Genomic DNA, 25,046 nt, shown 5'->3' with positions numbered 1-25,046 from the left:
AATTCAATTGTCGTGACGGCTATTCAATAGGTTCCGACCGCACCGAGCCGACATCGGCCACGAAAACTGTGGGCCGGCGCCTCAAAGGCCAAGGTTAAAACACAATTCGGGCCTGCCATGGCGCCCTGCCACGGGAGCGCCCATGACGATCCTCGATCCGACGACCGGCGAGCTGGTCACCATCCCCATACCGCGGCCCCGTCCCCGGCCCGATCCCCGCTGACGGGGGAGCCCGGCCCCATGGCGCATCCGATCGATCTAGGAATTGTCCTCCGGACGGCGCGCGCCGAAGGGGGCCGGATCCGGGGCCGGATCCGCACGGTGCCGCCGGGCTTGCTGCTGGTCGGCGCGGTCCCGGGGACGGGCGGCGCGCCGAGCGCCGCCGACCTGATCGCCCTGGCCCGGGCGGCGCGCCGGGACGAAGCGGACCGGAACGCCCGAGAGCGTCCGGAGCAGGGTTGAGGCGGTCCGCTCCGGCGGCTCGCTGAACCGACGCGGACGAGATCGCGCCGCGCGTCACGGGATCCGGGTCAGGATCCGCGGTGTCGCCGGGACTGGGGAAGGAGCCGGCGCGCCGCTCAGCAGCCGGAGCAGATCGGCTTGGCGGCGCGGCGGCCATCCTGCTCCAGGCGGTCCATCACCACCTCCCGGTTGTAGGTCGGCGCGGCGGCCTTGGCGGCCGGACGGTCCGCGGCGAGCGCCCCCGTCTCCGCAACGCTCGCGTGCACGAGCGCCCGGTCCATGAAGAGCGGCCTGGTCAGCTCCGCGGGGCGCATGACCGTCCAGGACAGCCGCGCCCGCGCCGAGGCCTCCAGGACATCCGTGGGGTTCACACCCTGTCCTCCACCCGTCGCGACACCGCGTCCCAGACCCGCACCCGGGATGCGGATGGCCGGCAAAGCCGCCTCCGGAACCGCCGTCACGGCGAGACTTGTCGCAGCGAGACTCGTCGCGGTGGGGCTCGTCACGGTCCGCGCGAGCTCGTGGGCCGGCGCGACCGGCGGAAGGGAACTGTACGCGGTGGGCACGCTCGGCAAACGCGAACAGGCACTTGCCAGGAGCACGATGAGTCCTAGAACCGCGATCCGCGACACCATATTGCCACCCGAAAGCAATACTCAGCCCTTCTGGCCAAGCTTGATCCCGGTGATATACGAGCCAGTAGGCAGTGTCCAATGACGGCCAAGGCTGATCCACCCCCCGACGGGATCCGTGCCGGGCTGTGGCTTTCGCGCCGGGGCGCGGGCCCGACCAGGGCGGCCGCCGCGCTCCGCAGGGCGGGCAGCCCCGTCATCGGCCCGGTCACCCCCGCGCTGCCGGGGGTCTGGAACAGGGTCACGACCCGGAACGGCGTCACGATGGATGCAACGCCCGCCATGGCCCGGGCCCGCGCCGCCGGGCTTCCGGAGACCCGCTTCGTGATACGGCCGGGCTCGCCCGAGTCTCGCACCCTGGCCGGCGCCCGGGCGCGTCGTGGCGGCGGCCACGGCGTTCCCTCGGCAGCCCGCCGTGACGGGACGGGCCTCGATTCAACGCGGCGGTGCCGCGGGACATGCGCCAGATACGCAGCGCCGCGCATGCCGACGCGGCGTTAACGGAGGACGATGATGAGCACACGACGCGACTTCCTGCACCTCTCGGCGGCCGCGACGGCGGCCGGCGTCCTGGCGGCGCCTGCCGCCGCGCAGGCGCCCGACGCCGGCCCGGGACGGCCGATCCCGCCCGCGGGCGGGAGCCAGGGGGCGCTGCGCCTCGCCACGTTCGTCCCCGAGGCGGGCGGCACGCCCCGGCTCGGCGCCGTGCGCCCGGACGGCCGCATCGTCGATCTGTCCCGCGTCCCGGATCTCGGCTTCGACGCCGCGCGGATGGTCGCGCTCATCGAGGCCGGGCCGGCGGCGCTGGAGCGCGTCCGCCGGATAGCCGCGTCAGGCGACGGCCCTTCGGTCGAGACCGTGCGGCTCCTCGCCCCGATCCCGGCGCCGACGCGCAACATCTACGCGGTCGGCTGGAACTACCTGGAGCACTTCGCCGAGGGGCAGGCGGTCCGCGGCACCCATGCCGAATACCCGGCCCATCCGGTGTTCTTCACCAAGGGCGTCAACACGGTGAACGGGCCCTACGACCCGATTCCCTACGATCCGACCGTCTCGACCGCCATCGACTGGGAGGTGGAGCTCGCCGTGGTCATCGGCACGGGCGGGCGCAACATCGCGGAATCCGACGCGATGGGCCACGTCTTCGGCTACAGCGTCATCAACGACACCACCGCCCGCGACATGCAGATCAAGCTCCACGGCGGCCAATGGTTCAAGGGCAAGAGCCTCGACGGCCACGGGCCGATCGGCCCGTGGATCGTCCCCGCGGCGGATCTCGACCCCGCCGACCTCCGGCTTCAGACCCGGGTCAACGGGGTGATCAAGCAGGATGCCTCGACCCAGCAGATGTACTTCAAGGTCGCCCGGATCATCGCCGAGCTGTCGCGCGGCCTCACCCTGGTCCCGGGCGACATCATCGCCACCGGCACGCCGCCCGGCATCGGCAACGCCCGCAAGCCGCCGGAATTCCTCAAGCCCGGCGACGTGATGGAGACCGAGGTCGCGGGCATCGGCACCCTGCGCAACGTGATCCAGGCGGTACCGAGCTAGGGCCGTCCCCGGATTCCAAAGGGCTCGGCCCTTTGGCGGGGTTCGGGGGCGGAGCCCCTGAAGGACCAGGGCTCTGCCCCGGACCCGCAGCAGGGCTCGCCCATATGAAACCGGATTCTCAGCCGCGCAGCTGCGCCACGAAGGCGCGGATGAACGGCGGCAGCCCGTCGAGGTCGCGCAGGCACAGGGTCAGGTCGCGTCGCGCCCAGGGGTCGGCCAGCGGCACCACCGCGAGGGCGAGGCCCTGCGCGGCGCGGGCGGCCGCGCTCTCGGGCAGGATGGCCAGGCCGACCCGGGCCTCCACGAGGCGGCAGACGGCGTCGAAGTCGCGCAACTGCACCCGCAGGCGCATCGGGCGTCCCTCCCGGGCGGCCTGGGCGACCAGGAACCGGCTGATGGCGCTGCGCCGGTCGAGGCCGACGAGGTCGTGACCGAGCACCTCGGCGAAGGGGATCGCCCCGCGCCCCGCCACGGGATGGTCCCGGGCGGCGACCAGCACGAACCGGTCCTCCCGGAACGGGAAGGTCCGGAGCGAGCCGGTATCCACCGTGCCGGACAGGATGCCGAGATCGGCCACCCCCTCGGCCACCAGCCCGACGATCTCCTCGGAGGTGCGCTCGTCGACCTCGACGCCGATCCCGGGGTGATCGGCCAGGAAGGCCGAGAGCGCGTCCGGCAGGAACTCGGTCAGCGCGTTGGTGTTGGCCAGCACCCGGATCTGGCCGAAGGCCCCGCCCGAGAAGGCCGACATCTCCTCGCGCAGGCGCTCCACCCCGGCCAGGACCTCCCGGGCGTGGACGAGGAGCGCGCGCCCGGCCGGGGTCGGGCTCACGCCCTGGCGCCCCCGGGTGAGGAGGGCGGCCCCGAGGGAGTCCTCCATCAGCCGGATCCGCGTGGAGGCCGCCGCCAGGGCGAGGTTCGCCCGCGCCGCCCCATGGGTGATCGAGCCGGCCTCGACCACGTGCCGGAACAGGCCGAGATCGATGAGATCGAACCGCATCATCGTCCTGGCGCCCTCCGTCCACCCGCCGCGTCGCGCCGTCCGACGACGGTAGCGTCGGCCCGGCCGCATGTCAGCGCGCCCGGGCCGACGCGGCACCCGGGGCGCCCGAAGACGGGGTGGCCCGGCCCGGAGCAATTCTGTTGATGGCTATGCACCCAAATCAGTACAGTAGATGCAGCTATCAGCTGCTCTTAACATCGATAAGTCTGGTACAAACACGTCAAAAACTACCCTTTCAGGCCAAAGATAGATATTTATATGCAACAATCGAAGCTTATATTTCTTGAGATCGAAAGCATTATTCACTGGTCATTAACTCAGACAGTCCAATGATCTCCGACACGGTCTGGATCATCTGAATCGATGGCAAAACGATCCCTGGCGCCTGTCACCGAAGCGAACACGGCGCACCGGTCCGGGCGTCCGCGGGCGCCCGCCACACGCTCTGAGAGCCCGTGATGGACGCGCTTCTGGTTGACGACAGCGCGACTATGCGCCTGCGGCTGCGCCGGCTGCTGGAGGCCAAGCCCGATGTGAACGTGACCGACTACGCCGATCCGGCGACGGCCCTCGTCGAGGCCCAGATGAAGGCCTTCGACCTCGTCCTGGTGGATTGCCACTCGCCCGCCATGGACGGGATCGCCTTCATCCGGTGCATGCGGACGATCCCGCACTACGCGCAGGTGCCCATGGTGATGATCACCAACGACATCTCCGAAGCGGTGCGGCTCGCCGCCCTGGAGGCGGGGGCGTCCGATTTCCTCGACACGTCCATGCAGGGCGTCGAGATGACCGTGCGGCTGCGCAACGTGATCCGCCTCGCCAAGGCCGTGCGGCGGCTGGCCGAACAGGCGGCCTGGCTCGACGGCGAGGTCGAGGCGGCCCTGCGCCACATGCGCGAGCGCGAGGAGGAGATCATCTTCCGCCTGGCCCTGGCGGTCGAGTACCGCGACAACGACACCGGGGACCACACGTGGCGGGTCGCCCGCTACAGCCAGATCGTGGCCGAGGGGCTCGGGCTCGCCCCGGATTTCTGCCGCAGCCTCTATCTCGCGGCGCCGCTGCACGATGTCGGCAAGGTGGGCATTCCGGACGGCATCCTGCTGAAGCCCGGCCGGCTCGACCCGGACGAGTTCGCCCTGATCAAGACGCATGCGATCATCGGCAAGCGCATCCTGGGGGGGAGCGCGTCCGAGCTGATCCGGCTGGCCGCCGAGATCGCCGAGGCGCATCACGAGAAATGGGATGGCAGCGGCTATCCGAACGGCCTCGCGGGCACGGCGATTCCCCTGGCGGCCCGGATCGTCGCGGTGGCGGACGTGTTCGACGCCCTGACGACGCAGCGGCCCTACAAGGCGGCGATGTCCTTCGAGGCGGCCCTGGCCTGCATCCGCGCCGAGAGCGGGCGCCATTTCGACCCGGCCTGCGTCGCGGCCTTCTGCGCGCGCTGGCCGGACATCGGCGTCGCCGGCGGGCAGGGACAGGCCGAGATCCGGCCGAGTGCCGGACCGGTCACCGAGCCCTGGGCGCGGGTGCCGACCCTGTTCCGCGAGATCGCCGCCGCGGCGCCCGAGCCCGCGGGCTGGCTCGTCCGCAACCCGCACACCCTCGTCGCCCGGGAGGACGGCCCGGTGAAGCCGCCGCCGGTTCCGCCGTTGCGCCGGGACCCCGGCGGATCACGGACGGAGCCTCGGCATGACCGCGCGATGGATGACGGTGCCGGCGATCGCGCGGGAGCGTCACAGCTCCCTGGACGCGGCGCAACGCCTGGTGGACGCGACGGGCTGCCCGAAGGTCGTCCGCACGGACGGCACGGTCGACCTCATTTGACCGCCGCACGGCCTGAGGACGGCCGGCCCGGACGGACGGCCTGACGCGGCGTTCGATCGCCCCCGATCCCCTCCCGCCGGACCGGATTCCGTGTCGGCGCGGGGCGGTCGGGAGCATCATCCCGAAAGGCGGCCTCCGGCTTCCGGAAGAAGAGGATGCGAAATCAAGGACCTACAGCATCGTGCCGGTTCCGATGTCCGGGACGATGCGCTAGCCTCGCGGGATGCGTGTCCTCCACAGCCCCGACTCGGCCCGGCACGATCCCGCGCTCTACATGCGGCGCGGCACGCCGATCCCGCATCCCGAGCAGGCCGCGCGCTACGCGATCCTGCGCGACGCGGCGCTGCAGGGCGGCCACGTCCTGGCGGAGCCGGGCGACCATGGCCTCGGCCCGATTCACGCGGTCCACGATCCCGACTACGTCGCGTTCCTGGCCGAGGCCTGGACGCGCCGGGCGGAGATGCCGGGCATCGCCGACGAGATCCTCACCGGCGCCTTCGCCCGGCCGCAGATGCACCGGAAGCCCGCCGGCCTCCTCGGGCTCGCCGGCCTCTACATGGCCGACACCTCGACGCCGATCCGCGCCGGGACATGGCCCGCGGTCTACGGCGCGGCGCAATGTGCCGTCGCGGCCGCCGATGCCGCCCTGGCCCTGGGCCAGGCCTACGCCCTGTGCCGGCCGCCCGGCCACCACGCCTACGCGGAGTCCGCCGGCGGCTTCTGCTTCCTGAACAACAGCGCGATCGCGGCTGCCCGGATGCGCGCCGCCACCGGCGGTCCGGTGGCGATCCTCGACATCGACGTGCATCACGGCAACGGCACGCAGGGGATCTTCTACACGCGCGCCGACATCCTCACGGTCTCGGTGCATGCCGATCCGGCGAACTATTTCCCGTTCTACGCGGGCTATGCCGACGAGACCGGCGCGGGGGCGGGGGCGGGCTTCAACCGCAACCTGCCGCTGCCCGAGGGTTCGGGCGACGGGCCCTGGCTCGCCGCCGTGGAGGCGGGGCTCGCGGCCATCGCCGCGCGGGGCGCGCGTGGGCTCGTGGTGGCGCTCGGCCTCGACGCCGCCGGGGACGACCCGATCGGCGCCCTGAGCGTCACCCGGGCGGGTTTCGCCGGCGCGGCGGCGCGGATCGCCCGGGCCGGGCTGCCCACGGCCCTCGTGCAGGAGGGCGGCTATCTCTGCGCCGCCCTGCCCGAGAACCTCACGGCGTTCCTGGCGGCCTTCGACGCGGCCCGGACCTGAACCCCGCGCCGTCTCCGTGCCGCGGCCCCGCGGACGGCCGGGCTACGCCTCGTCGTCCTCGTCCTGGTGCCGGCCCTTGAGCTTGGCGAAGACCGAATCGGCATCGAGCCGCTCCTCGCGACCGCCATGCTCCTCCGCCTCCTCGGGCTCGGACTCCCGGGCCGTGGAGATTTCCGTGGGCAGGAGCGAGGCCCCGGATTCGGCCGCCACCGCGGCCGGGCGGTCGGCCGCAGCGCGCTGGACCTCGAAGTCGAGGTTGATCTGGGTGGCGAGCCCCAGCGTCACCGGGTCCATCGGCTGGAGCGAGCCCGAATTCCAGTGGGTGCGCTCGCGGATCTGCTGGATCGTCGACTTGGTGGTGCCGACCAGGCGGATGATCTGCGCATCCTTCAACTCGGGGTGGTTGCGCAGCAGCCAGAGGATGGCGTTCGGCCGGTCCTGGCGGCGGGACAGGGGGGTGTAGCGCGGCCCCTTGGTGGTGCGCTTCACCTCCGGCAGCTTCACCTTCGAGACGGCGGGCTTGAGCTTGTAGTGCGGCGCCTTCTGGGCCTTCTCGATCTCGTCGCGGGTGAGCTGGCCGGTGGAGACCGGATCGAGCCCCTTGATGCCGGCCGCGACCTCGCCGTCGGCGATGCCCTTCACCTCCAGCGGGTGGAGCTTGCAGAAATCGGCGATCTGCTCGAAGGCGAGCGAGGTGTTCTCGACCAGCCAGACGGCGGTCGCCTTGGGCATCAGCGGACCCTGGGACATGTCTTCTCGTGCTCCGGCCTGGCGGGACGGGGGCCGGGCATCGGGCCGCGGGCTCCGGATGGTCGATCCGGATGTCCCGTCTCACGCTGTTGAATGGGGATGGGGCACTATAGGCCGGGGCCGGGAGGGGCGCAATCGCGGGTTCGACGGTTCGGCGGCCGCGGATCGATTAACCGGCGTCCGGAGGCCGGCTACAAACGGGCCGTGAGCCTGACCGACTCACCCGCGAAGGCCGCACGCGGCCGGTTGCGGCCGGGAGTGCAGAGGATGGTCATCTCTCTGGCATGGTCCAGACAGGCAGACGGCGAGTGGAGCTTCCGACTCCGCCTCGCCGTCCACCCGTTTGTCTGGATTTGGCTGACCCGCGTGAGCGGGTGATGCCAGGGACCGGCGGCGGCTACCGCCGGTCCCACTCCCGAACATAGCGCGGCCCGGGCCGCCCAACAACATTCCGGCGCCGGCCGCCGGTCAGCGCGGGCGCACCCCGTCGAGGAACAGGCGCACCGCCGCCTGCCGCCGCCGCTCCTGGGTCTCCGGGTCGGTGGCGATGCCGTAGAGGGACGCCTGGGACGACCGGCCGAGGACGAGGCTGAGGAACAGGTCGGCGGCGATCTCAGGGTCCGCCACCGCGATCCGCCCGCGCCGGGCGAGGGCGTCGAGGAGCTGCGCCACCGCGCGCACGCCGCGCAGCCAGCCCTCCTCGTGGGCGAGGCGGGCAAGCTCGGGGAACTGCAGGGCCTGGGCCACGAGGTTGCGCTTGAGCATCGCCGCCCCCGGCGACTGCCCGTGGGCCAGCAGGGTGCGGCTGAGATCGTGCAGGGTCGCCTCGACATCGTCGGTCCCGGCCTGGGCCGCCTGCGCCTCGGCGGCCGCCGCCAGGGGCGCCAGCCAGGCGGCGATCCGCTCGCGCAGCACCGCCTCGAACAGGGCCCGCTTGTCGCGGTAGCGGGCGTAGACGGTCGGCTTGCTCATCCCGGCGGCCTCGGCCACCGCGTCGATGGAGGTGGCGTCGAAGCCCCGCTCCAGGAACAGGGCCGTCGCCACGGCGATCAGGTGCGCCTCGCGCCGGGTCGCCTCCGCACGGGTCGGCCGGCCGCCCCGCCGCGGCCCGGCCTCCGCCCCCTCGATCTCCGTGACCGTCACCCGCGATCCTCCTTGCCTGACAGCGTCGTTCGGATTATCAAAACGATACCGTACCGTTTTAATTCTGGCCAGACCTGATGGACGCACGTCGCAGCGACAGCTTCAAGAGCGCCGACCCAGTTGCGGGCGGCACGGCGCCCGTCGCGGGCGGCGCGGCGCCTGTCCCGACCCCCGCGGTGAAGCCGCGGCGCGGCCGGGCGCGGGTCGTCCTGCCCCTGGTCGGGCTGCTCGCCCTCGGCGGGGCGGGGAGCTACGGCTGGCACTGGTGGACCATCGGCCGCTTCCTCGAGACCACCGACGACGCCTATCTGCAGTCCGACAAGGTCACGGTGGCGCCACGCGTCGCCGGCATCGTCGCGGAGGTGATGGTCGGCGACAACCAGCCGGTGAAGGCCGGCGCCGTGATCGCCCGCCTCGACGACCGGTCCTACCGGGTCCAGCTCAAGCAGGCCGAGGCCGAGGTCGAGAAGGACAAGGCGCAGATCCTGGGCGTCGCCTCGGCCATCATCCAGCAGCGGGCGCAGGTCGCCTCGTCGCGGGCCGACCTCGCCAATGCCGAGGCGGCGCTGACCTTCTCACAGCAGGAATACACCCGCTACCAGAACCTGCTGCAGACCGGCTCGGGCACGGTCCAGCGCCAGCAGCAGGCGGATGCCGACCTGCGCCAGCGCCACGCCGCCCGCGACAAGGCCGCCGCCTCCCTCGACGCGGCGGAGAAGCAGATCGACAGCCTGAAGGCGCTCGAAGCCAGCACCCGGGCGAGCCTCGCCGGGGCGCAGGCCAAGGTCGAGGGGGTGACGCTCGACCTGAGCTACACCACCGTCACCGCCCCGATCGACGGCGTCGCCGGCGACCGGGCGCTGCGGGTCGGCCAGGTCGTCTCGGCCGGCACCGGCCTCCTGACCCTCGTGCCGATGGGCCGGGACATCTACTGCGTGGCGAACTTCAAGGAGACCCAGACCGGCCACATGGTCGAGGGCCAGCGCGTGACGTTCACGGTGGACGCCTTCGGGGACCACGAATTCCAGGGTCGGATCGAAAGCTTCTCCCCGGGCACCGGCGCCCAGTTCGCCCTGCTGCCGCCGGAGAACGCCACCGGCAACTTCACCAAGGTGGTGCAGCGGGTGCCCGTGCGCATCGCCCTCGATCCCACGGACCCGCTGGTCGCCCGCCTGCGCCCCGGCCTGTCGGTGGAGGCCACGGTCCACACGGCCGATCCGGTCGAGCCGGCCCTGGGCCGGCCGAAGCCCGCCCCGGCGGCGCTGGTCAGCGAGGCCCTGCCCCGATGAGCGCCGTGCCGCCCGTGGCGGTTTCCGAGAAGGCGAGCCTCCGGGACTGGCTCGCCGTGTTCGGCGCGATCCTCGGCGCCTTCACGGCGATCCTCGACATCCAGATCACCAACGCCTCGCTCGCCGACATCCAGGGGGCGCTCGGCGCCTCCACCGAGGAGGGGAGCTGGATCTCCACCGCCTACCTGATGGCCGAGATCATCGTGATCCCGCTCACCGGCTGGCTGTCCTCGGTGATCGGCCTGCGCCGCTACCTCGCGGTGAACACGATGCTGTTCACCGCCTTCTCGCTGGCCTGCGCGCTCTCGACGTCCCTAAGCCAGATGATCCTGTTCCGGGCCGGCCAGGGCTTCACCGGCGGCGTGCTGATCCCCACCGCCATCGTGATCGTGCGCACCCGCCTGCCGAAGAGCCAGCAGGCGGTCGGCATCGCCCTGTTCGGCCTGACCGCGACCTTCGCGCCGGCGATCGGCCCGACGGTGGGCGGCTGGCTCACCGACAACCTGTCCTGGCACTACATCTTCTACCTGAACCTGATCTTCGGGCCGATCGCGGCGGCGATCCAGCTCGGCGCCTTCGAGAAGGCCCCGGCCCGCTGGGGCGAGTTGCTCAAGGGCGACTGGATCGGCATCGGCCTGATGGCGACCGGGCTGCCGGCCCTGACCTTCGTCCTGGAGGAGGGCCAGCGCAAGGACTGGTTCGGCTCCCCCGTCATCGTCGAGGCGAGCGGGCTGGCGGCGGCCGGCATCGCCGGGTTCATCGTCCGCGAATTGACGGCGGCGCGGCCCTTCATCAACCTGCGGGTGCTGGCCAGCCGCTCGGTCGGGGGCGCCTGCGTGCTGATGACCGTGCTGGGCGCGGTGTCCTACGGGTCGATCTACATCATCCCGGTCTACTGCGCGCAGATCCAGGGCTACAACGCCGAGCAGATCGGCACCGTGGTGATGTGGTCGGGCCTGCCGCAGCTGGTCCTGTTCCCGATGATGCCCCTGCTCATGCGCGCCGTGGACGCGCGGCTCCTCGTGGTCACCGGCACGCTGTTCTTCATCGCGAGCTGCTGGATCAATGTCGGCCTGACCCACGACGTCGGCGCCGACCAGCTGATCCTGCCGCAGGTGATGCGGGCCATCGGCCAGCCGCTGTTCACGATTCCGCTCTCGCAGCTCTCCACCGTGGGCCTGAGCCCGCGCGACACCGCCGACGCCTCGGCGTTGTCCAACATGATGCGCAACCTCGGCGGCTCGATCGGGATCGCCCTCCTGTCGACCATGATCGACCGGCGCGAGCATTTCCACTTCTCGGTGCTGGCGGAGGCGATCACCGTCAACGCGACCCGGACCCAGGACCGGCTCGCGGCGCTCGCCGCCGGGATGCACGCCCGCCTCGCCGACCCGCTGGCCGCCAAGGGCGTCGCCCTGGGTCAGCTCGCCGCCCAGGTCCGCCGCGAGGCCTATGTCATGGCCTATGCGGACGGGTTCTGGCTGGTGGGGGTGAGCCTCGTGGCGAGCCTCGCGGTGGTGGCGATCCTCAAGAAGCCCCAGCGCGCCGCCGGGCCCGTTGAGGCGCACTGACGGGCGGATGCGGCGCCGGGGGCTACTTCCCCGGCAGCCCGTGGACGATCGGGAAGAACGTGTCCTTCCAGTCCTTGGGCTCGGCCTTGATGGTCTTCATCGCGTAGAAGTGCCGGGCCTGGAGCATGATGCCGTAGGGGGTGGTCGAGAAGTTGGTCCCGGGCTCCTTCATGATCGCCACCAGGGTCTCGGGCGGGGTCTTCTCGTTGGTGGCCGCCACGTAGTCCTTGGCCGCCTGGAGCGGGTCCCTGGCGATCTCGGCATTGGCCTCGTCGATGGCGGCCACGATCGCGGCGGCGAGCTTCGGGTTGCGGGTGTACCAGCCGGTCCGGGCGTAGAAGATCGCGTTGCTCACCGGCTCGCCGACCAGCTCGTAGGAGTTCAGCACCACGTGGATCGCCGGATCCTGCAATTCGCGCTGCTGGAACGGCGGCAGGGAGAAGTGGCTGTTGACCTCGTTGCGGGGGCTGGCCAGCGCCGCCACCGCGTCGGGATGGCCGAGCTGGACGGTGAGCGGGTCGAGCTTGGTCGCGTTCTCGGGCCCGAAGGCCTTCGTGGCGGCGATCTGGAGCAGCACCGCCTGCGACGAGACCTTCACGGAGGGCAGGGCGATCTTGTCCTTGCCGGAGAAATCCTTGACCGTCTTCACGTCCGGATCGCGGGTCAGCAGGAGCATCGGCGTCGAGCCGACGCCGCACAGGCCCTTCACGTCGCCCCGGGTCCGGTCGTTCAGGAGCAGCATGTTGGTGGAGCCGCTGTCGACGATGTCGATGTTGCCCGAGAGCAGCGCGTCGTTGCCGGCGGCGCCGCTCGTCAGGTTGACCCAGTCCACCGTCACCTCCCCGAGGCCGGCCGCCCTGGCGTGCTTCTCGATGAGCTTGTGCTGCTCGGCGAGCACGGCGGGAAGGTAGACGAAGCCCGGCTGCCGGCTGATCCGGACCCTGGCATCCTCGGCCCGGGCGGGGGCGACGAGCGCCAGCCCGGCCAGCAGGAGGGCGGCCGGCCCCACCCCGAGGAGGCGGCGGCGACCCAGCCGAAACGAGCCCGTCCGCGACGCGCGCACCATATCGATCCTCCCTGCGGCCCGGCCGGTTCGTATCGGGCGCCGGGCTTCGTTGGCGGCGAGTGGACAGCCTCGCGCCGGTGCGCGCAAGGCCCCGCCGCCGCGCTCCGCTGACGGCCACGCCCGGGCGCCGCCTCTTTTTCCCGGGCGGCGGTCCGCGCGGCCGGCACGGCGGCCCGATCAGCCGCGCTCCGCCGGAGGCGCCGCCAGGAACCCGGCCACGGCCTTCGAGAATTCCGGGGTCCGCAGGTAGCCGTAGGATTTGTGCCGGTTCTCGGTCCCGTCCGGCCCCCGGTAGGCGTTGATCACCGGCACGTCCCGGACCCGCACGCCGGCGGCGTTCGGCGCGCAGATCGCCCCGAGATCGTCGCCCACCGTGGCGATGTCCTGGCGGTCCATCAGGTTGGTCCAGGCGGTCAGCGCGGCCGGGACGCGCAGGGCGCCGTGCTCGTCGGCGAGCTTCAGCTTCAGCTCGGCCAGCCCCAGGGGCGAGCCGAGGGTGACCAGGGTGCAGCGGGGCAGGGGGGTCCCGTCGGCCTCGGCGGCGCGCAGCACGTCGTAGGCGATCAGGCCGCCCATCGAGTGCGCGGCGATCAGCACGTCCTCCCCCGCGGCCTCGGCCAGGGCGACGCGCAGGCGCTCCCGGGTGGAGGCCCGGAACGCCGCGTCCGCATAGTAGCCCCAGAGGTCGTCGAGGCGGTATTCCAGGATCAGGTCGTCCACCGGGGTCAGCCCGGTGGCCTCCTGCAGGTGCGAGAGGCCGCGATAGATCCGGTCGGTGAGCGTCGGCGCGGCGCTGGCCGGATCCCCCGCCGGCGAGGGGAACGGGCCGAGGCCGTGATCGGGGCGGTAGGGCTCGCGGTTGCCCGCGCCAGTCAGCGGCTGCGGGTAGCGCAGGTCCGCCCAGTAGACGAAGCGGAAGGGCAGGCCGGCCTCGGGCACCTGCAGCCCGAGATTGCGGGCGAGCCCCTCGCGCATCGCGGCGTGCCACCACGCCGCCTTCTCGTCGCGCGGCGGCTTGTTGGCGAGCCCGTGGATGCCGATGATGCGCGCCCGACCCAGTGTCCGCTCCCAGACCGAAGAGAGTGCCGAACCGGCCAGATAGGGCCCTCCCGCCCGGACGGGACTGCGGCTCAGTTTCCGGGGGCCGCGCTCAGTCGAACAGGCTGGAGACGCTGGATTCCGTCGCGGTCCGGCCGATCGCCTCGCCGAGGAGCGGCGCGATGGTCGCCACCCGGATGTTGCGGGCGAGCTTGACGGCCTGGGTCGGCTGGATCGAATCGGTGATCACCAGCTCCTTCATCCGCGAGGCGGCGATGCGCGAGACCGCGCCCCCCGAGAGCACGCCATGGGTGATGTAGGCCGAGACGTCCCTGGCGCCGGCGTTGAGCAGCGCCTCGGCGGCGTTGACCAGGGTGCCGCCCGAATCGACGATGTCGTCGACCAGGATGCAGGAGCGGCCCTCGACCTCGCCGATGATGTTCATCACCTCGGACTCGCCCGGGCGCTCCCGGCGCTTGTCGACGATGGCGAGCGGGCAGTCGATCCGCTTGGCGATGGCGCGTGCCCGCACGACGCCGCCGACGTCGGGGGAGACCACCATGCGGTCGGCGCTCGGCAGCCGCTCCTTGATGTCGCGCACCATCACGGGGGCGGAGAACAGGTTGTCGGTGGGGATGTCGAAGAAGCCCTGGATCTGGCCGGCATGGAGGTCGAGGGTCAGGACCCGGTCGGCCCCGGCCTCGGTGATCAGGTTGGCCACCAGCTTGGCCGAGATCGGGGTGCGGCCCGAGGTGCGCCGGTCCTGCCGCGCGTAGCCGAAATAGGGGATCACCGCCGTGATGCGCCGGGCCGAGGACCGGCGCGCGGCGTCGATCATGATCAGCAGTTCCATCAGGTGGTCGTTGGCCGGGAACGAGGTCGACTGGACGATGAACACGTCCTCGCCGCGCACGTTCTCCTGCAGCTCGACGAAGATCTCCATGTCGGCGAAGCGCCGCACCATGCATTTGGCGAGCGGCAGCTCGAGATAGGCCGCGATCGCCTCGGCCAGGGGCCGGCTGGCATTCCCGGCGACGATCTTGATGGAGGATTTCATGGGCGGCCGCTCACTCGCGGCCGGGCTGCCCGCCGCGCTCCGATGACCGGTCCCGTGATGGGCCGGAACGATGCGATGACGGGCGAGGCTCTTAGCAGCGGGCCGGAAGTGTCACAATGCCTTCACGCAGTCCTTACGGATGTGCGCACAGGCCGCTCAGGCGACCGGGGGTTCCAGCAGCCGGTGCAGGTGGACCACGAAGTAGCGCGTCTGGGCGCTGTCGACGGTGGCCTGCGCCTTGGCGCGCCATGCGGCCTGCGCCGAAGCGTAGTCCGGAAAGATCCCGACGATGTCGAGGTTCGCGATGTCCCGGAAGCGGATGCCGTCGAGATCCTGCAACTCGCCGCCGAAGACCAAGTGCAGCTTCTGGTCGCTGTCGATCGCCGTCGCCATGGCCACTCCTCCACGCTCATCCGCGGCGCTCGCAAATGGCGGGCGTCCGGTCAAGCCTGAAACGCCGCATCCGAGCCCTGCCGCCGCCGCAGGCCTCCCCGGCGACGGCCGCGAAATCGCCGGGGCGTCATGCTAGGAGCGGCCCATGACACGCTTCCGTCTCCGCATGGCACTCGTCGCGCTCGCCCTGTCGGCGCTGCCGGCCTCGGGCGAGCCGGCGGGCCGGGCCCCGGGCCGGGCCGCCCCCGAGCGGCGGGCCGGGCCACCGGTGATCGGCTGCCCGTCGCTGGCCAATTACCGGATGCTGATGCGTGGCGGCGCGCAGGCGGCGGCCGCGCAGCTCGCCGATCCGAAGGCGGACCATCTCGGCTGCGCCGCACTGCCCCGCGCCGACATCACCGGCATCGCCGACCGGGTCGCCCTGGGCGGCCGGAGCTACGACTGCGCCGCGCTGCGGAGCACCACGGCCTGCCACTGGATCGAGGCCGGGGCGGCCGACCGTCCCGTCCCGGCCGGGCGGTGACGGCCTCAGCGCAGGTGACCGCTGGCGCGCAGATCCCGCTCCACGGCCTCGTGGACGGCCAGGAGCGGGTTGTCGTTCGTGGCGACCGGCGGGCGGAGGGGCCGCATCGCCGCGGGCTTCGGGTCGCGGCCCGCCAGGGGGACGGAGCCGCCGGGTCGCCGGGCCGGCCAAAGAGCCACCAAGGGCGCCGCCCTGGCGCGCAGCGCCGCGCGGAGACCGGGCGGGAAGAGCGTGACGAGGGTGTCCAGCATGGCCGGCCTCAGGGAAGGCGGCCGGCGGACGGCGCGGGGCCTACGGGCCGGCGCGGGCCAGGAACCCCCGGTACGGGAGCGGCCCATCGGAGTAACCGGCCGGGAAAGTCACCGTTCTGAACCGTCACGATCGCCAATTTCACTGCAGCTAACCCTTCGGATAATGACGAACATGAAGTCATCGGTCCGGACTGTCGAGAGCGCGGCGCAGCCGATGTCCGGCACGCGCGGATCCGCGGCGCTCCGCCGCCTCCGCCCGGATCTGTGCGGGCAACGGATTCTAAGGGGTTCGAAGGGGTTTTGACGCGCATCCGATCCGGTGACCCTCACCGGGATCCGCCGCGATCCACCGCTCGCATCCGGGCCGGCGCGGGTTGAGCGACTGCGCGCGTCGCGCGTTGGCGTCCTGTCCCCGCCGAACCGGAGCCCCGATGTCGAGCCTGTCCGAGCGCAAGGCGCGCCTGATCGTCCACGGCGACCAGCCCTACAATGCCGAACCGCCCCTCGGCCGGCTGCGGGACGCCTACCGGACCCCCGCCCGCGACTTCTACGTCCGCTCCCACGGCGACCTGCCGGAGATCGATCCGGACACGTGGCGCCTGATCGTCGATGGCGCGGTCGGCACCGCGCTGGACCTCACGCTGCACGGCCTGCGCACCCGCTTCCCCGCGGTCACGGTGACGGCCACGATGCAGTGCGCCGGCAATCGTCGCGCCGACATGCGGGCGGTCGCCCCCGTCTCGGGCGATCCGTGGGACGGGGGCGCCATCGGCACGGCCGACTGGACGGGCGTCCGGCTCGGCGACGTCCTGCGCGGGGCCGGGATCGGCACGGATGCGGACCTCCACGTCGCCTTCGAGAGCCACGACACGGTGGAGGGGCACCCGTACGGGGTCTCGATCCCGCTCGCCAAGGCGATGGCCCCCGAAACCCTGTTGGCCTACGCCATGAACGGCGAAGCCCTGCTGCCCGAGCACGGTTTCCCGGTCCGGGTGGTGGTGCCGGGCTTCGCCGGCGTGCGCAGCCCCAAATGGCTCCGGCGCATCACGGTCCAGGCCCATCCCTCCGACAACCCGATCCAGGCCGGCGACTACAAGCTGTACCCGGCCGACGTGACGGCCGAGACCGCCGACCCGACCCGCGGGCACACCATCGAGGCGATGCCCCTCAACGCCGCGATCTGCGAGCCGGCGCGCGGCGCGGCCCTCCGGGCCGGACCGAACGCGGTGCGCGGCTACGCGGTGGCGGGCGACCGGGCCGTCATCCGCGTCGACGTCTCCGGCGATGGCGGGCGGCGCTGGGCGCAGGCCGCCCTGGAGCACGCCCCCGAGGCGCCGTTCGCCTGGACCTTCTGGACGGCCGAACTCGACCTGCCGCCCGGGGAGCACGAGCTCGCCGTCCGGGCCTGGGACTCGGCCGGCCAGACCCAGCCGGCGCGCCCCGACGACACCTGGAACCACAAGGGCTATCTCTGCACCTGCTGGCACCGGGTGCGGGTGACGGTCGCCTGAGGCGCGGAAACGCCGCCGCGGCGTCCGGGCGGCGCGAAGGGCCGACACGCCCGATGGCAACCGGTTGCGCGGGGCCGTGTTGCCCCACCCGGAGGTCGCTTCCCCATGGCGCGTCGCATCCTGATCACCGGCGCCAGCATCGCCGGCAACACCGCCGCCTGGTGGCTGAGCCGCAGCGGCTTCGACGTCACGGTGGTCGAACGGGCCCCCGCCTTCCGGGACGGCGGCCAGAACATCGACGTCCGCGGCGTCGGCCGCGCGGTGCTGCGCGGGATGGGCCTGGAGCGGGCCGCGCTCGACAACGGCACCGGCGAGGAGGGCACGGCCTGGGTCGACGGCCGGGGCCGGGCGGTGGCCCGGTTCGACGTCGCCGGGTTCGCGGGCGACGGCCCGACCGCCGAGATGGAGATCCTCCGCGGCGACCTGGCCCGCCTCCTCTACGATTCGGCCCGCGAACGGGCGCGCTTCCGCTTCGGCGACCGCGTTGCGCGCATCGACCAGGACGATGCGGCCGCTTCCGTCACCTTCGCGGGCGGCGGGGTCGAGCGCTACGATGCGGTGATCGTCGCCGAGGGCGTGGGTTCGGCGACCCGGGACCTCGTCTTTCCCGGGGAGAACGAACCGCGGTGGATGGGCCTGACCATCGCCTACTTCACCATCCCCCGGACGCCCGACGACGACCGGATGTGGCGCTGGTTCAACGCGACGGGCGGGCGCGGCATCGCGCTGCGGCCGGACCGGCACGGCACCACGCGGGCGATGCTGATGCTCCGACAGCCGCCCGGCGCGGAGCAGGGCTGGGACGCCGCCCGGCAGAAGGCCTACCTGCGGGCGCGTTTCGCCGATGCCGGGTGGCAGGCGGAGCGTGTCCTCGCCGGCCTGGAGGGGACGGACGACTTCTACGTCGACGTCCTGCGGCAAGTGCGGATGGCGCGGTGGTCGGCCGGCCGCGTCGTGCTGACCGGCGACGCGGCGTGGTGCGCGACGCCGCTGGCGGGGATCGGGACCACGCTGGCGCTCACGGGCGCCCGCGTGCTGGCGGGCGAGCTGGCGCGCACCGACGCGGTCGCCGCCGCGGTCGCCGCCTACGCGCGCGTCATGCGCCCCTTCGTCGCGAAGGCGCAGGGCGTCCCCACGCTCGCGCCGAAGCTGATGAACCCCCGCACGCGGCTCGGCATCCGCCTGCTCCACGGGGTGCTGAAGGTCGCGAGCACGCCCGCCATCCGGCGCGCGGGCGCGAAACTGTTCGGCGGTCCCTCCGGGGAGCCCGACCTTTCCGGCTACGGCGACCCGACCTGAGACCGCGCCCCGGCGCACGCGGCTCAGACCGAGGCCCGTCCACGATCCCCGGCTTGGCCCGGGAAAGGCGCTCGACCACGCCAGAAACCGCACGCCGATCACACTCGATCGTATCCAAACCGGATCAGGACGGTCTCGCTCCGGCCGCTTGGGCAACGATTAGCTATCGATATGGCCGCGCTTCAGGTAGAGGCTGTTTGAAGACTTTGGTGAACCTGCGGGATTTCTAGCATGGCGGTCGATGGAACGGCGGCGCTGACCCAGACCGTCGCCGCTGAGGAAGCGGGGATCCGCGCGGCCTGGCTCGCGCTCCTGAAGGCGGGCGGCTCGCTCCAGACGGGCCGCATCCGGGAGGCGGAACTCGACACGCAGGCGCGCACGGTCCTGGAGCAGCTGCGCGACGGCCTCGCGGCCGCCGGGACGGATGTCCGGGCCGACGCCTATGCGGCCCTGCGCGACACCCTGTCCGAGATCTCGCGCTCGCGCGCCATCCAGGGCTTCACGCCCACCGATACCGCCAACTTCGTGTTCTCGCTCAAGGAGCCGGTCTTCGCCGCCATCGACCGGACCCATGGCGGCGACCCGGCGGCCGCGACCGGCGGCACCTGGGCGGCGAGCCATCTCCTCGACGCCCTCGGCCTGCACACCATGGAGGTGTTCCTCGCCGGCCGCGAGGAGGTCATCGGGCGCCAGGGCCAGGAGATCGCCGAGCTCTCGACGCCGGTGGTGCGGCTGTGGGACGGGATCCTCGCCCTGCCGCTGATCGGGACCCTGGACAGCGCCCGCACCGGCGTCGTGATGGAGAACCTCCTCCAGGCCATCGTCGACGAGGAGGCGGAGATCGCCATCATCGACATCACCGGGGTGCCCACCGTCGACACCCTGGTCGCCCAGCACCTGCTGAAGGCCATCGCGGCCGCGCGCCTGATGGGCGCCGATTGCATCGTCTCCGGCATCCGGCCGCAGATTGCCCAGACCATGGTCCATCTCGGCGTCGAACTGAACGTGGTCTCGAAATCGACCCTGGCCGATGCCTTCGCCCTGGCCCTGAAGCGGACGGGCCGGATCGTCACCCGCAGGCAATCTGCCCTGTCCCCGACCGCCTCCTGATCGACGGCCGATTCCATGGACCGCATCCCGATCCTCAAGCTGGGTGGCGTGCTCATCGTCACCATCCAGGTCGACATGCACGACCGGCTCGCCCTGGCCCTGGAGGAGGACCTCACCGCCCGGATCGCCGGGACCGGCGCGCGCGGCGTGCTCATCGAGATCTCCGCGCTGGAGATCGTCGATTCGTTCATCGGCCGGATGCTCGACAACATCGCCGCCATCTCCCGGGTGCTCGACGCCGAGACCGTCGTGGCGGGCATGCGCCCGGCCGTCGCCATCACCCTGGTCGAACTCGGCCTGGAGCTGACGGGCATCCGGACGGCGCTGAACGTCGAGCGCGGCCTGGCGATGATCCGCGACCGGCTCGCCGAGGACGACGACCTCGAGAGTGCACGTGCCCGTCACGACGACTGAGGTCCTGCCGATCCGCACCAGCGACGACGTCGTGCGCGTGCGCCAGGCCGTGCGGGTGCGCGCCGTCGGGATCGGCCTGGGCCTCGTGGATCAGACCAAGATCATCACCGCGGCGAGCGAACTCGCGCGCAACACCCTGGATTACGGCGGCGGCGGCGAGGTCCGCCTCGACGTGATGCAGGAGGGCGCGCGCCGGGGCCTGCGCCTGAGCTTCGTGGACCAGGGCCCCGGCATCCCGGACATCGCCCGGGCGCTGACCGACCACTACACGACCGGCGGCGGCCTCGGGCTGGGGCTGGGGGGAGCGAAACGTCTCTCGAACGAGTTCCATATCGAATCGACGCCCGGGGTCGGCACCCGCGTCACCATCGCCCGCTGGAAATGACCATGCTCAGCGTGCCCGTGACCGAGGCGAGCCAGGTGGCGGAGACGCGCCGACGGGCCGTGACGATGGCCCAGGGCCTCGGCTTCGACGAGACCGCGGCCGGGCGCGTCGCGATCGTGGCGACGGAGCTGGCGACCAATCTCGTCAAGTACGGCACCGCGGGCGAGGTCCTGATCGGCACCTTCGAGGACGAGACCGGCACCGGCATCGAGCTCCTCGCCCTCGATCGCGGGGCCGGCTTCCCGAACGTCGACGACGCCCTGCGCGACGGCCACTCGACCGGCGGGAGCGCGGGCACGGGCCTCGGCGCGGTCCGGCGCCAGTCGCAGGCCTTCGACGTCATATCCTGGCCCGGACGGGGCACCGCGGTGGTGGCCCGCCTGCAGAAGTCCGTCGCCGCCTCGGCGGCCCCGCAGGCGACGGTCGGCGCGGTCACGGTGCCTCTGAAGGGCGAGACGGCCAATGGCGACGCCTATTGCGTCCGGCGCCGGGGCGACGGATGGACCGCGATCGTCGCCGACGGTCTGGGGCACGGTCCCCTGGCCGCCCAGGCCTCGGATCAGGCGGTCCGGCTGTTCCGCAAGCACGAGGACGCGCCGCCCGGCGCGATCCTGGCCGCCGTGCATGCCGGCCTCGGGCATACCCGCGGGGGCGCCGTCTCGGTGGCGCGCTACGATCCCGACAGGGCGCAGGTGACCTTCGCCGGCATCGGCAACGTCGCCGGCGCCGCGGTCGGGGCCGGCGGGACCAAGCGCACGGTCTCGCTGCCCGGCACCGCCGGCCACGTCGCCCGCCGCATCCAGGAATTCGAGTACCGGCTCGACCCGGACGGCCTGTTCGTGATGTGCTCGGACGGCATCGGCACGGCCTGGGCGCTCGAGGCCTACCCGGGCCTGATCGGCGCGCATCCGAGCCTGATCGCGGGGGTGCTCTACCGCGACTTCACCCGCGTCCGCGACGACGCGACCGTGGTCGTGATCCGGAACCGGCCCGCGTGAAGTGGCCGCTGCTCACCGCACCGATCGCGCACGAGGACGACATCGTCGCGGTGCGCCAGCGCGTGCGTCGGATCAGCGACCGGATCGGCTTCGGGGTCCAGGACCAGACGCGGATCGCCACGGCCGTCTCCGAGATCGCGCGCAACGCCTACGGCTATGCCGGCGGCGGCAAGGTCGAGTACGGCCTGGACGAGGATCGCGAGGGGCAGTTCCTCGTCGTCAGGATCAGCGACCGCGGCCCGGGGATCGCCGATCTCGCCGAGATCCTGGAGGGACGCTACCGCTCCTGCACCGGCCTGGGCATCGGGATCACCGGCTCGCGCCGCCTGATGGACCGGTTCGAGATCGCGTCCGCCCCCGGGCAGGGCACGGTCGTCACCTTCGGCAAGCTGCTGCCGCCGAACGGGGAGGCGTTCACCGGCCCGAAGCTCGCCGCCCTCGCCGACGCGGCGGCCCGGGCGCAGGCCGAGGATCCCGGCGCGACCCTGCGCGAGCACAACCGCGACCTCCTGCGCAGCCTGTCCGACCTGGCCGAGCGCGAGGAGGAGGCGCGGCGCCTGAACGCCGAACTCGCCGAGACCAACCGGGGCGTGGTCGCGCTGTATGCCGAGCTGGAGGCCCAGGCCGGGCAGCTGCGCGCGGCCGGGGCCAACCTGGAGCGCCAGGTCGCGGCGCGGACCCGGGAACTCGCCGAGGCCAACGACCGCCTGCGCGCCGAGGCGGTCGAGCGCGGACGGATGGAACAGGATCTGCGCCAGTCGCAGAAGATGGAGGCGGTCGGGCAACTGACCGGCGGCATCGCCCACGACTTCAACAACCTGCTCACCGGCATCGTCGGGTCCCTCGACCTGATGCGGTCCCGCATCGCCCAGGGCCGGATCGAGACCCTCGGGCGCTATCTCGACACGGCGATGAGTTCGGCCGACCGGGCCGCCGCGCTGACCCACCGGCTGCTCGCCTTCGCCCGTCGGCAACCGCTCGATCCGAGCGTCACCGACGCCAACGCCCTGATCGTCGGCATGTCCGACCTGCTGCGCCGGACGATCAGCGAGGCCATCGATCTGCGCATCGAGACCGCCCCCGGGCTGTGGCCGACCCTGTGTGACCCGCACCAGCTCGAGAACGCGATCCTCAACCTGGCGATCAACGCCCGCGATGCGATGCCGGACGGGGGCACGCTGACGATCGAGACCGGCAACGGCCGTCTCGCCGACACGGACGCCGCCCCGCGACCGGGTGCGCCGCCGGACGAGTACGTCCGCATCGTCGTCCGCGACACCGGCACCGGCATGCCCCCCGAGGTCATCGCCCGGGCGTTCGACCCGTTCTTCACGACGAAGCCGCTCGGTCAGGGCACCGGGCTCGGCCTGAGCATGATCTACGGCTTCGCCAAGCAGTCGGAGGGCCATGCGCGGATCGAGAGCGCGGTCGGCACGGGGACGTCGATCACCCTCTACCTCCCCCGGCACCACGGCGACGCCGATATCCGGACGGGCTCCGTCGCCGGCGCCGAGATGCGGCGGGGGGCCGGCGAGACGATCCTGGTGGTCGAGGACGAACAGGTCGTCCGCGACCTCATCGTCGAGGTGCTGCAGGATCTCGGCTATCGGGTGCTCGAAGCCGTGGACGGCCCCGCCGGGCTGCGGGTCCTGCAGACCCCGGGGCGGATCGACCTGCTCGTCACCGATGTCGGGCTGCCGGGGCTGAACGGCCGCCAGCTCGCCGATCAGGCGCGCGAGACCCGGCGCGCCCTGAAGGTGCTGTTCATCACCGGCTATGCCGAGACCGCGGCGAGCGCCTCCGGGTTCCTCGATCCCGGGATGGCGATGATCACCAAGCCCTTCCCGATGGAAGCCCTGGTGGCGCGGATCCGGGCGATGATCGAGGGCGGCACGGCCTGAGATCCCGGACGCGTCCCGCCTGCGGAATGGTTTCAGGGCCGGGCGGAACGCCGACGGGGCTTCACCCCGGTCGGGATCGCAGGGGCCCTGTCGTGCCGTGCAGGCTCGGGGACGGATTTGGCGGAAGCGGATGGGAATCGAACCCACCGTACGCTGTTGGCGTACCGCTGGTTTTGAAGACCAGGAGGGCCACCAGACCCCGTTCGCCTCCATAATCGGAGCTAGGGGCCGCGGCCGCCGGGGTCAAGGTCCCGGCCGCCGCGTCCCGACGCGACGGCAGGGCCGCGTCCAGACGCGACGGCAGGGCCGCGGCCGGACGCGGCGGCCGGGCCGCGCGCAAAGGTCGCGGCCGGCCGGATCCCGCCCCCGAATGCCCCGACCGTCGGGATCGACGCCGCCCGCTCAAGGCCCCCGCTCGTCCGGCGCCAGCGCCAGGCCGACCGACGCCCCGGTCCGGGCCGACGTGAGCGCCGCCTCGAGGCAGGCCATCACGCGAACGGCCTCCAGCGCCGCCGCGTCGTCGACCGGCCCCCGGGCGATCGTCTCGGCCACGCCCTGGTAGAATCGGCGCTGGTCCCCGGCCACGGCCGGCACACGCGTCACCCGCCCGGCCCCGTCATGGATCTCCAGCGCGTCCGGATCCGCGCCCCATCCCGGCGCCCCGGGGGCGAGGCCCGCCAGCAGCTGCCGTTCCTGGAGGTCCGGCCCGTGCTTGATCAGGCTGCCGGCCTCGCCGTGCACGCGGAAGCGGGGCGACCCGCCGGCGACGAGCATGCTGGCGTGCAGCACCACGCGCAGGCCCGGATAGTCCAGCACAACGTGGGCCCAGTCGTCGGACCGCGCCCCGGGCCGGAGCCGCGCCAGGGCGGCGGTCACCCGGTCGGGCAGGCCGAAGAGAAGGAGCGCCTGATCGAGGAGATGGGGCCCGAGATCGTACCAGATCCCGCTCCCGGGGCCGTCGCCCTCGCGCCACCGGTCGCGGACCTGGGGGCGGAACCGGTCGAGATGCGATTCGAAATGCCGGACCGGTCCGATCACGCCCCCGGCGATGGCTCTGCCGACGGTCAGGACATCGCTGTCCCAGCGCCGGTTGTGGAACACCGCGAGCAGCCTGCCCCGGCGCCGCGCCGCGTCGCGCAGGGCGCGCGCCTCCGCGAGGTCGAGGGTGAAGGGCTTGTCGACCACCACGTGCTTGCCCGCCGCCAGGGCCGCCCGCGCCAGGGGGGCGTGGGTGTCGTTGGGGGTGGCGATCACCACGAGGTCGACCGCCGCCGCGGTGGCGACCGCCACGGGATCGGCGACGACCGCCAGACCGGGCAGGTCGGCCTCGACCCGGGCGGGATCGCGCGAGCCGACCATCCGGAGATCGAGGCCGGCGACGGCGCGGATCAGGGGCGCGTGGAAGGTCCGGCCGGCATAGCCGTAGCCGATCAGGCCGACCCGGATCGCGGCGGCGGGGGAAACGCCGGTCATGCCTCGGTCCTCCTCCGGCCCCGCCGCGCGGCCGGCCCCGGGTTACGCCCGGGGCCGGCCGAGTCGCCACCGGAAAATCCCGGCGCCGCGGCGTGGCGTGTGGTGGTGGACCCGCGATGAACTCAACTTGCGCGCGTCATCATC

Annotated in this window: 23 protein-coding genes, 1 tRNA gene and 1 pseudogene; 14 read left to right on the top strand and 11 right to left on the bottom strand. The window is 72.5% G+C overall.

Going from position 1 to position 25,046, the window contains the following annotated elements; all coding sequences use genetic code 11:
* Positions 1–240: 240 nt before the first annotated feature.
* Complete coding sequence (locus tag AC3IF3_RS26035) at positions 241–462, top strand: hypothetical protein (RefSeq protein ID WP_489230836.1); 222 nt, start codon at positions 241–243, stop codon at positions 460–462.
* A gap of 116 nt (positions 463–578) precedes the next feature.
* Here AC3IF3_RS26035 and AC3IF3_RS26030 read toward each other — a convergent pair whose 3' ends face one another.
* Positions 579–833 (bottom strand): hypothetical protein, encoded by a 255-nt coding sequence (locus tag AC3IF3_RS26030; protein WP_243972482.1) that lies wholly within the window; start codon positions 831–833, stop codon positions 579–581.
* A 774-nt stretch (positions 834–1,607) separates the two neighbouring features.
* Between AC3IF3_RS26030 and AC3IF3_RS26025 the strand changes: the two genes are divergently transcribed.
* A complete protein-coding gene (locus tag AC3IF3_RS26025; RefSeq protein WP_489230834.1) occupies positions 1,608–2,645 on the top strand; it encodes a fumarylacetoacetate hydrolase family protein in 1,038 nt (345 codons plus the stop codon).
* 118 nt (positions 2,646–2,763) lie between these two features.
* On the opposite strand, the gene AC3IF3_RS26020 is transcribed toward AC3IF3_RS26025, so the two are convergent.
* The gene (locus tag AC3IF3_RS26020) at positions 2,764–3,648 is read right to left on the bottom strand and encodes a LysR family transcriptional regulator (RefSeq protein ID WP_489218886.1); all 885 of its coding nucleotides are present in this window, start codon (positions 3,646–3,648) and stop codon (positions 2,764–2,766) included.
* A gap of 458 nt (positions 3,649–4,106) precedes the next feature.
* Between AC3IF3_RS26020 and AC3IF3_RS26015 the strand changes: the two are divergent.
* Both AC3IF3_RS26015 and AC3IF3_RS26010 read left to right on the top strand, forming a co-directional pair.
* Positions 4,107–5,207: pseudogene (locus tag AC3IF3_RS26015) on the top strand (HD domain-containing phosphohydrolase); the annotation flags it as partial.
* 494 nt (positions 5,208–5,701) lie between these two features.
* Entirely contained in the window at positions 5,702–6,730 is a 1,029-nt protein-coding gene (locus AC3IF3_RS26010) for a histone deacetylase family protein (RefSeq protein ID WP_489230832.1), read from the top strand.
* Positions 6,731–6,772: 42 nt separating this feature from the next.
* Here AC3IF3_RS26010 and AC3IF3_RS26005 read toward each other — a convergent pair whose 3' ends face one another.
* Both AC3IF3_RS26005 and AC3IF3_RS26000 read right to left on the bottom strand, forming a co-directional pair.
* Entirely contained in the window at positions 6,773–7,480 is a 708-nt protein-coding gene (locus AC3IF3_RS26005) for a DUF1013 domain-containing protein (protein WP_243972471.1), read from the bottom strand.
* A 468-nt stretch (positions 7,481–7,948) separates the two neighbouring features.
* Positions 7,949–8,623 (bottom strand): TetR/AcrR family transcriptional regulator, encoded by a 675-nt coding sequence (locus AC3IF3_RS26000; protein ID WP_243972469.1) that lies wholly within the window; start codon positions 8,621–8,623, stop codon positions 7,949–7,951.
* Positions 8,624–8,700: 77 nt separating this feature from the next.
* Between AC3IF3_RS26000 and AC3IF3_RS25995 the strand changes: the two genes are divergently transcribed.
* Both AC3IF3_RS25995 and AC3IF3_RS25990 read left to right on the top strand, forming a co-directional pair.
* A complete protein-coding gene (locus AC3IF3_RS25995; protein ID WP_489218883.1) occupies positions 8,701–9,912 on the top strand; it encodes an HlyD family secretion protein in 1,212 nt (403 codons plus the stop codon).
* Positions 9,909–11,483: a DHA2 family efflux MFS transporter permease subunit gene (locus tag AC3IF3_RS25990; protein WP_489230830.1), complete on the top strand. Its 1,575-nt coding sequence runs from the start codon at positions 9,909–9,911 to the stop codon at positions 11,481–11,483. Before AC3IF3_RS25995 ends, AC3IF3_RS25990 begins: the two co-directional genes overlap by 4 nt.
* A gap of 22 nt (positions 11,484–11,505) precedes the next feature.
* Here AC3IF3_RS25990 and AC3IF3_RS25985 read toward each other — a convergent pair whose 3' ends face one another.
* The 4 genes from AC3IF3_RS25985 to AC3IF3_RS25970 form a co-directional block, all read right to left on the bottom strand.
* Positions 11,506–12,549, bottom strand: a complete 1,044-nt coding sequence (locus AC3IF3_RS25985) for an ABC transporter substrate-binding protein (protein ID WP_489230828.1) — start codon at positions 12,547–12,549, stop codon at positions 11,506–11,508.
* Between the two features lie 177 nt (positions 12,550–12,726).
* Complete coding sequence (locus tag AC3IF3_RS25980; RefSeq protein WP_489230826.1) at positions 12,727–13,524, bottom strand: hypothetical protein; 798 nt, start codon at positions 13,522–13,524, stop codon at positions 12,727–12,729.
* 175 nt (positions 13,525–13,699) lie between these two features.
* On the bottom strand, positions 13,700–14,644 hold the full coding sequence (locus AC3IF3_RS25975; protein WP_243970965.1) for a ribose-phosphate pyrophosphokinase: 945 nt from the start codon (positions 14,642–14,644) through the stop codon (positions 13,700–13,702).
* 156 nt (positions 14,645–14,800) lie between these two features.
* Positions 14,801–15,037: a DUF4170 domain-containing protein gene (locus AC3IF3_RS25970; RefSeq protein WP_243970963.1), complete on the bottom strand. Its 237-nt coding sequence runs from the start codon at positions 15,035–15,037 to the stop codon at positions 14,801–14,803.
* A gap of 145 nt (positions 15,038–15,182) precedes the next feature.
* Between AC3IF3_RS25970 and AC3IF3_RS25965 the strand changes: the two genes are divergently transcribed.
* Entirely contained in the window at positions 15,183–15,560 is a 378-nt protein-coding gene (locus tag AC3IF3_RS25965; RefSeq protein WP_489230824.1) for a hypothetical protein, read from the top strand.
* A gap of 5 nt (positions 15,561–15,565) precedes the next feature.
* On the opposite strand, the gene AC3IF3_RS25960 is transcribed toward AC3IF3_RS25965, so the two are convergent.
* Entirely contained in the window at positions 15,566–15,811 is a 246-nt protein-coding gene (locus AC3IF3_RS25960) for a hypothetical protein (protein WP_243970959.1), read from the bottom strand.
* A gap of 431 nt (positions 15,812–16,242) precedes the next feature.
* Between AC3IF3_RS25960 and AC3IF3_RS25955 the strand changes: the two genes are divergently transcribed.
* The 7 genes from AC3IF3_RS25955 to AC3IF3_RS25925 all read left to right on the top strand — a co-directional run bounded on the left by AC3IF3_RS25955 (position 16,243) and on the right by AC3IF3_RS25925 (position 23,429).
* Positions 16,243–17,322 (top strand): molybdopterin-dependent oxidoreductase, encoded by a 1,080-nt coding sequence (locus AC3IF3_RS25955; protein WP_489230823.1) that lies wholly within the window; start codon positions 16,243–16,245, stop codon positions 17,320–17,322.
* A gap of 105 nt (positions 17,323–17,427) precedes the next feature.
* Positions 17,428–18,621 (top strand): FAD-dependent monooxygenase, encoded by a 1,194-nt coding sequence (locus tag AC3IF3_RS25950; protein WP_489230821.1) that lies wholly within the window; start codon positions 17,428–17,430, stop codon positions 18,619–18,621.
* Positions 18,622–18,852: 231 nt separating this feature from the next.
* Positions 18,853–19,731, top strand: a complete 879-nt coding sequence (locus AC3IF3_RS25945; RefSeq protein ID WP_243970954.1) for an STAS domain-containing protein — start codon at positions 18,853–18,855, stop codon at positions 19,729–19,731.
* A 15-nt stretch (positions 19,732–19,746) separates the two neighbouring features.
* Positions 19,747–20,145, top strand: a complete 399-nt coding sequence (locus AC3IF3_RS25940; protein ID WP_243970952.1) for an STAS domain-containing protein — start codon at positions 19,747–19,749, stop codon at positions 20,143–20,145.
* A complete protein-coding gene (locus AC3IF3_RS25935; protein WP_243970951.1) occupies positions 20,126–20,530 on the top strand; it encodes an anti-sigma regulatory factor in 405 nt (134 codons plus the stop codon). Before AC3IF3_RS25940 ends, AC3IF3_RS25935 begins: the two co-directional genes overlap by 20 nt.
* Positions 20,531–20,532: 2 nt before the next feature.
* The gene (locus tag AC3IF3_RS25930) at positions 20,533–21,528 is read left to right on the top strand and encodes a SpoIIE family protein phosphatase (RefSeq protein WP_489230819.1); all 996 of its coding nucleotides are present in this window, start codon (positions 20,533–20,535) and stop codon (positions 21,526–21,528) included.
* Positions 21,525–23,429: an ATP-binding protein gene (locus AC3IF3_RS25925; RefSeq protein ID WP_489218875.1), complete on the top strand. Its 1,905-nt coding sequence runs from the start codon at positions 21,525–21,527 to the stop codon at positions 23,427–23,429. The genes AC3IF3_RS25930 and AC3IF3_RS25925 overlap by 4 nt, the downstream gene beginning before the upstream one ends.
* Before the next feature lie 118 nt (positions 23,430–23,547).
* On the opposite strand, the gene AC3IF3_RS25920 is transcribed toward AC3IF3_RS25925, so the two are convergent.
* Together AC3IF3_RS25920 and AC3IF3_RS25915 are read right to left on the bottom strand one after the other, a co-directional pair.
* Positions 23,548–23,640, bottom strand: a tRNA-Sec gene (locus AC3IF3_RS25920).
* A gap of 191 nt (positions 23,641–23,831) precedes the next feature.
* On the bottom strand, positions 23,832–24,902 hold the full coding sequence (locus AC3IF3_RS25915; protein ID WP_489230818.1) for an oxidoreductase: 1,071 nt from the start codon (positions 24,900–24,902) through the stop codon (positions 23,832–23,834).
* Positions 24,903–25,046 lie beyond the last annotated feature (144 nt).

The sequence above is a fragment of the Methylobacterium sp. J-118 genome (assembly GCF_057836565.1).
This window is presented reverse-complemented; position numbering and strand designations above follow the sequence as displayed.

Excerpts from the sequence above, each read along its gene's own strand:
- AC3IF3_RS26005 (WP_243972471.1), bottom strand. The coding sequence starts at position 7,480 with ATGTCCCAGGGTCCGCTGATGCCCAAGGCGACCGCCGTCTGGCTGGTC.
- AC3IF3_RS25990 (WP_489230830.1), top strand. The coding sequence starts at position 9,909 with ATGAGCGCCGTGCCGCCCGTGGCGGTTTCCGAGAAGGCGAGCCTCCGG.
- AC3IF3_RS26035 (WP_489230836.1), top strand. The coding sequence starts at position 241 with ATGGCGCATCCGATCGATCTAGGAATTGTCCTCCGGACGGCGCGCGCC.
- AC3IF3_RS25995 (WP_489218883.1), top strand. The coding sequence starts at position 8,701 with ATGGACGCACGTCGCAGCGACAGCTTCAAGAGCGCCGACCCAGTTGCG.
- AC3IF3_RS25970 (WP_243970963.1), bottom strand. The coding sequence starts at position 15,037 with ATGGCGACGGCGATCGACAGCGACCAGAAGCTGCACTTGGTCTTCGGC.
- AC3IF3_RS26020 (WP_489218886.1), bottom strand. The coding sequence starts at position 3,648 with ATGATGCGGTTCGATCTCATCGATCTCGGCCTGTTCCGGCACGTGGTC.
- AC3IF3_RS26025 (WP_489230834.1), top strand. The coding sequence starts at position 1,608 with ATGAGCACACGACGCGACTTCCTGCACCTCTCGGCGGCCGCGACGGCG.
- AC3IF3_RS25955 (WP_489230823.1), top strand. The coding sequence starts at position 16,243 with ATGTCGAGCCTGTCCGAGCGCAAGGCGCGCCTGATCGTCCACGGCGAC.
- AC3IF3_RS25950 (WP_489230821.1), top strand. The coding sequence starts at position 17,428 with ATGGCGCGTCGCATCCTGATCACCGGCGCCAGCATCGCCGGCAACACC.
- AC3IF3_RS25945 (WP_243970954.1), top strand. The coding sequence starts at position 18,853 with ATGGCGGTCGATGGAACGGCGGCGCTGACCCAGACCGTCGCCGCTGAG.
- AC3IF3_RS25940 (WP_243970952.1), top strand. The coding sequence starts at position 19,747 with ATGGACCGCATCCCGATCCTCAAGCTGGGTGGCGTGCTCATCGTCACC.
- AC3IF3_RS25965 (WP_489230824.1), top strand. The coding sequence starts at position 15,183 with ATGACACGCTTCCGTCTCCGCATGGCACTCGTCGCGCTCGCCCTGTCG.
- AC3IF3_RS25915 (WP_489230818.1), bottom strand. The coding sequence starts at position 24,902 with ATGACCGGCGTTTCCCCCGCCGCCGCGATCCGGGTCGGCCTGATCGGC.
- AC3IF3_RS25960 (WP_243970959.1), bottom strand. The coding sequence starts at position 15,811 with ATGCTGGACACCCTCGTCACGCTCTTCCCGCCCGGTCTCCGCGCGGCG.
- AC3IF3_RS26010 (WP_489230832.1), top strand. The coding sequence starts at position 5,702 with ATGCGTGTCCTCCACAGCCCCGACTCGGCCCGGCACGATCCCGCGCTC.
- AC3IF3_RS25930 (WP_489230819.1), top strand. The coding sequence starts at position 20,533 with ATGCTCAGCGTGCCCGTGACCGAGGCGAGCCAGGTGGCGGAGACGCGC.
- AC3IF3_RS25980 (WP_489230826.1), bottom strand. The coding sequence starts at position 13,524 with ATGCGCGAGGGGCTCGCCCGCAATCTCGGGCTGCAGGTGCCCGAGGCC.
- AC3IF3_RS25985 (WP_489230828.1), bottom strand. The coding sequence starts at position 12,549 with ATGGTGCGCGCGTCGCGGACGGGCTCGTTTCGGCTGGGTCGCCGCCGC.
- AC3IF3_RS25975 (WP_243970965.1), bottom strand. The coding sequence starts at position 14,644 with ATGAAATCCTCCATCAAGATCGTCGCCGGGAATGCCAGCCGGCCCCTG.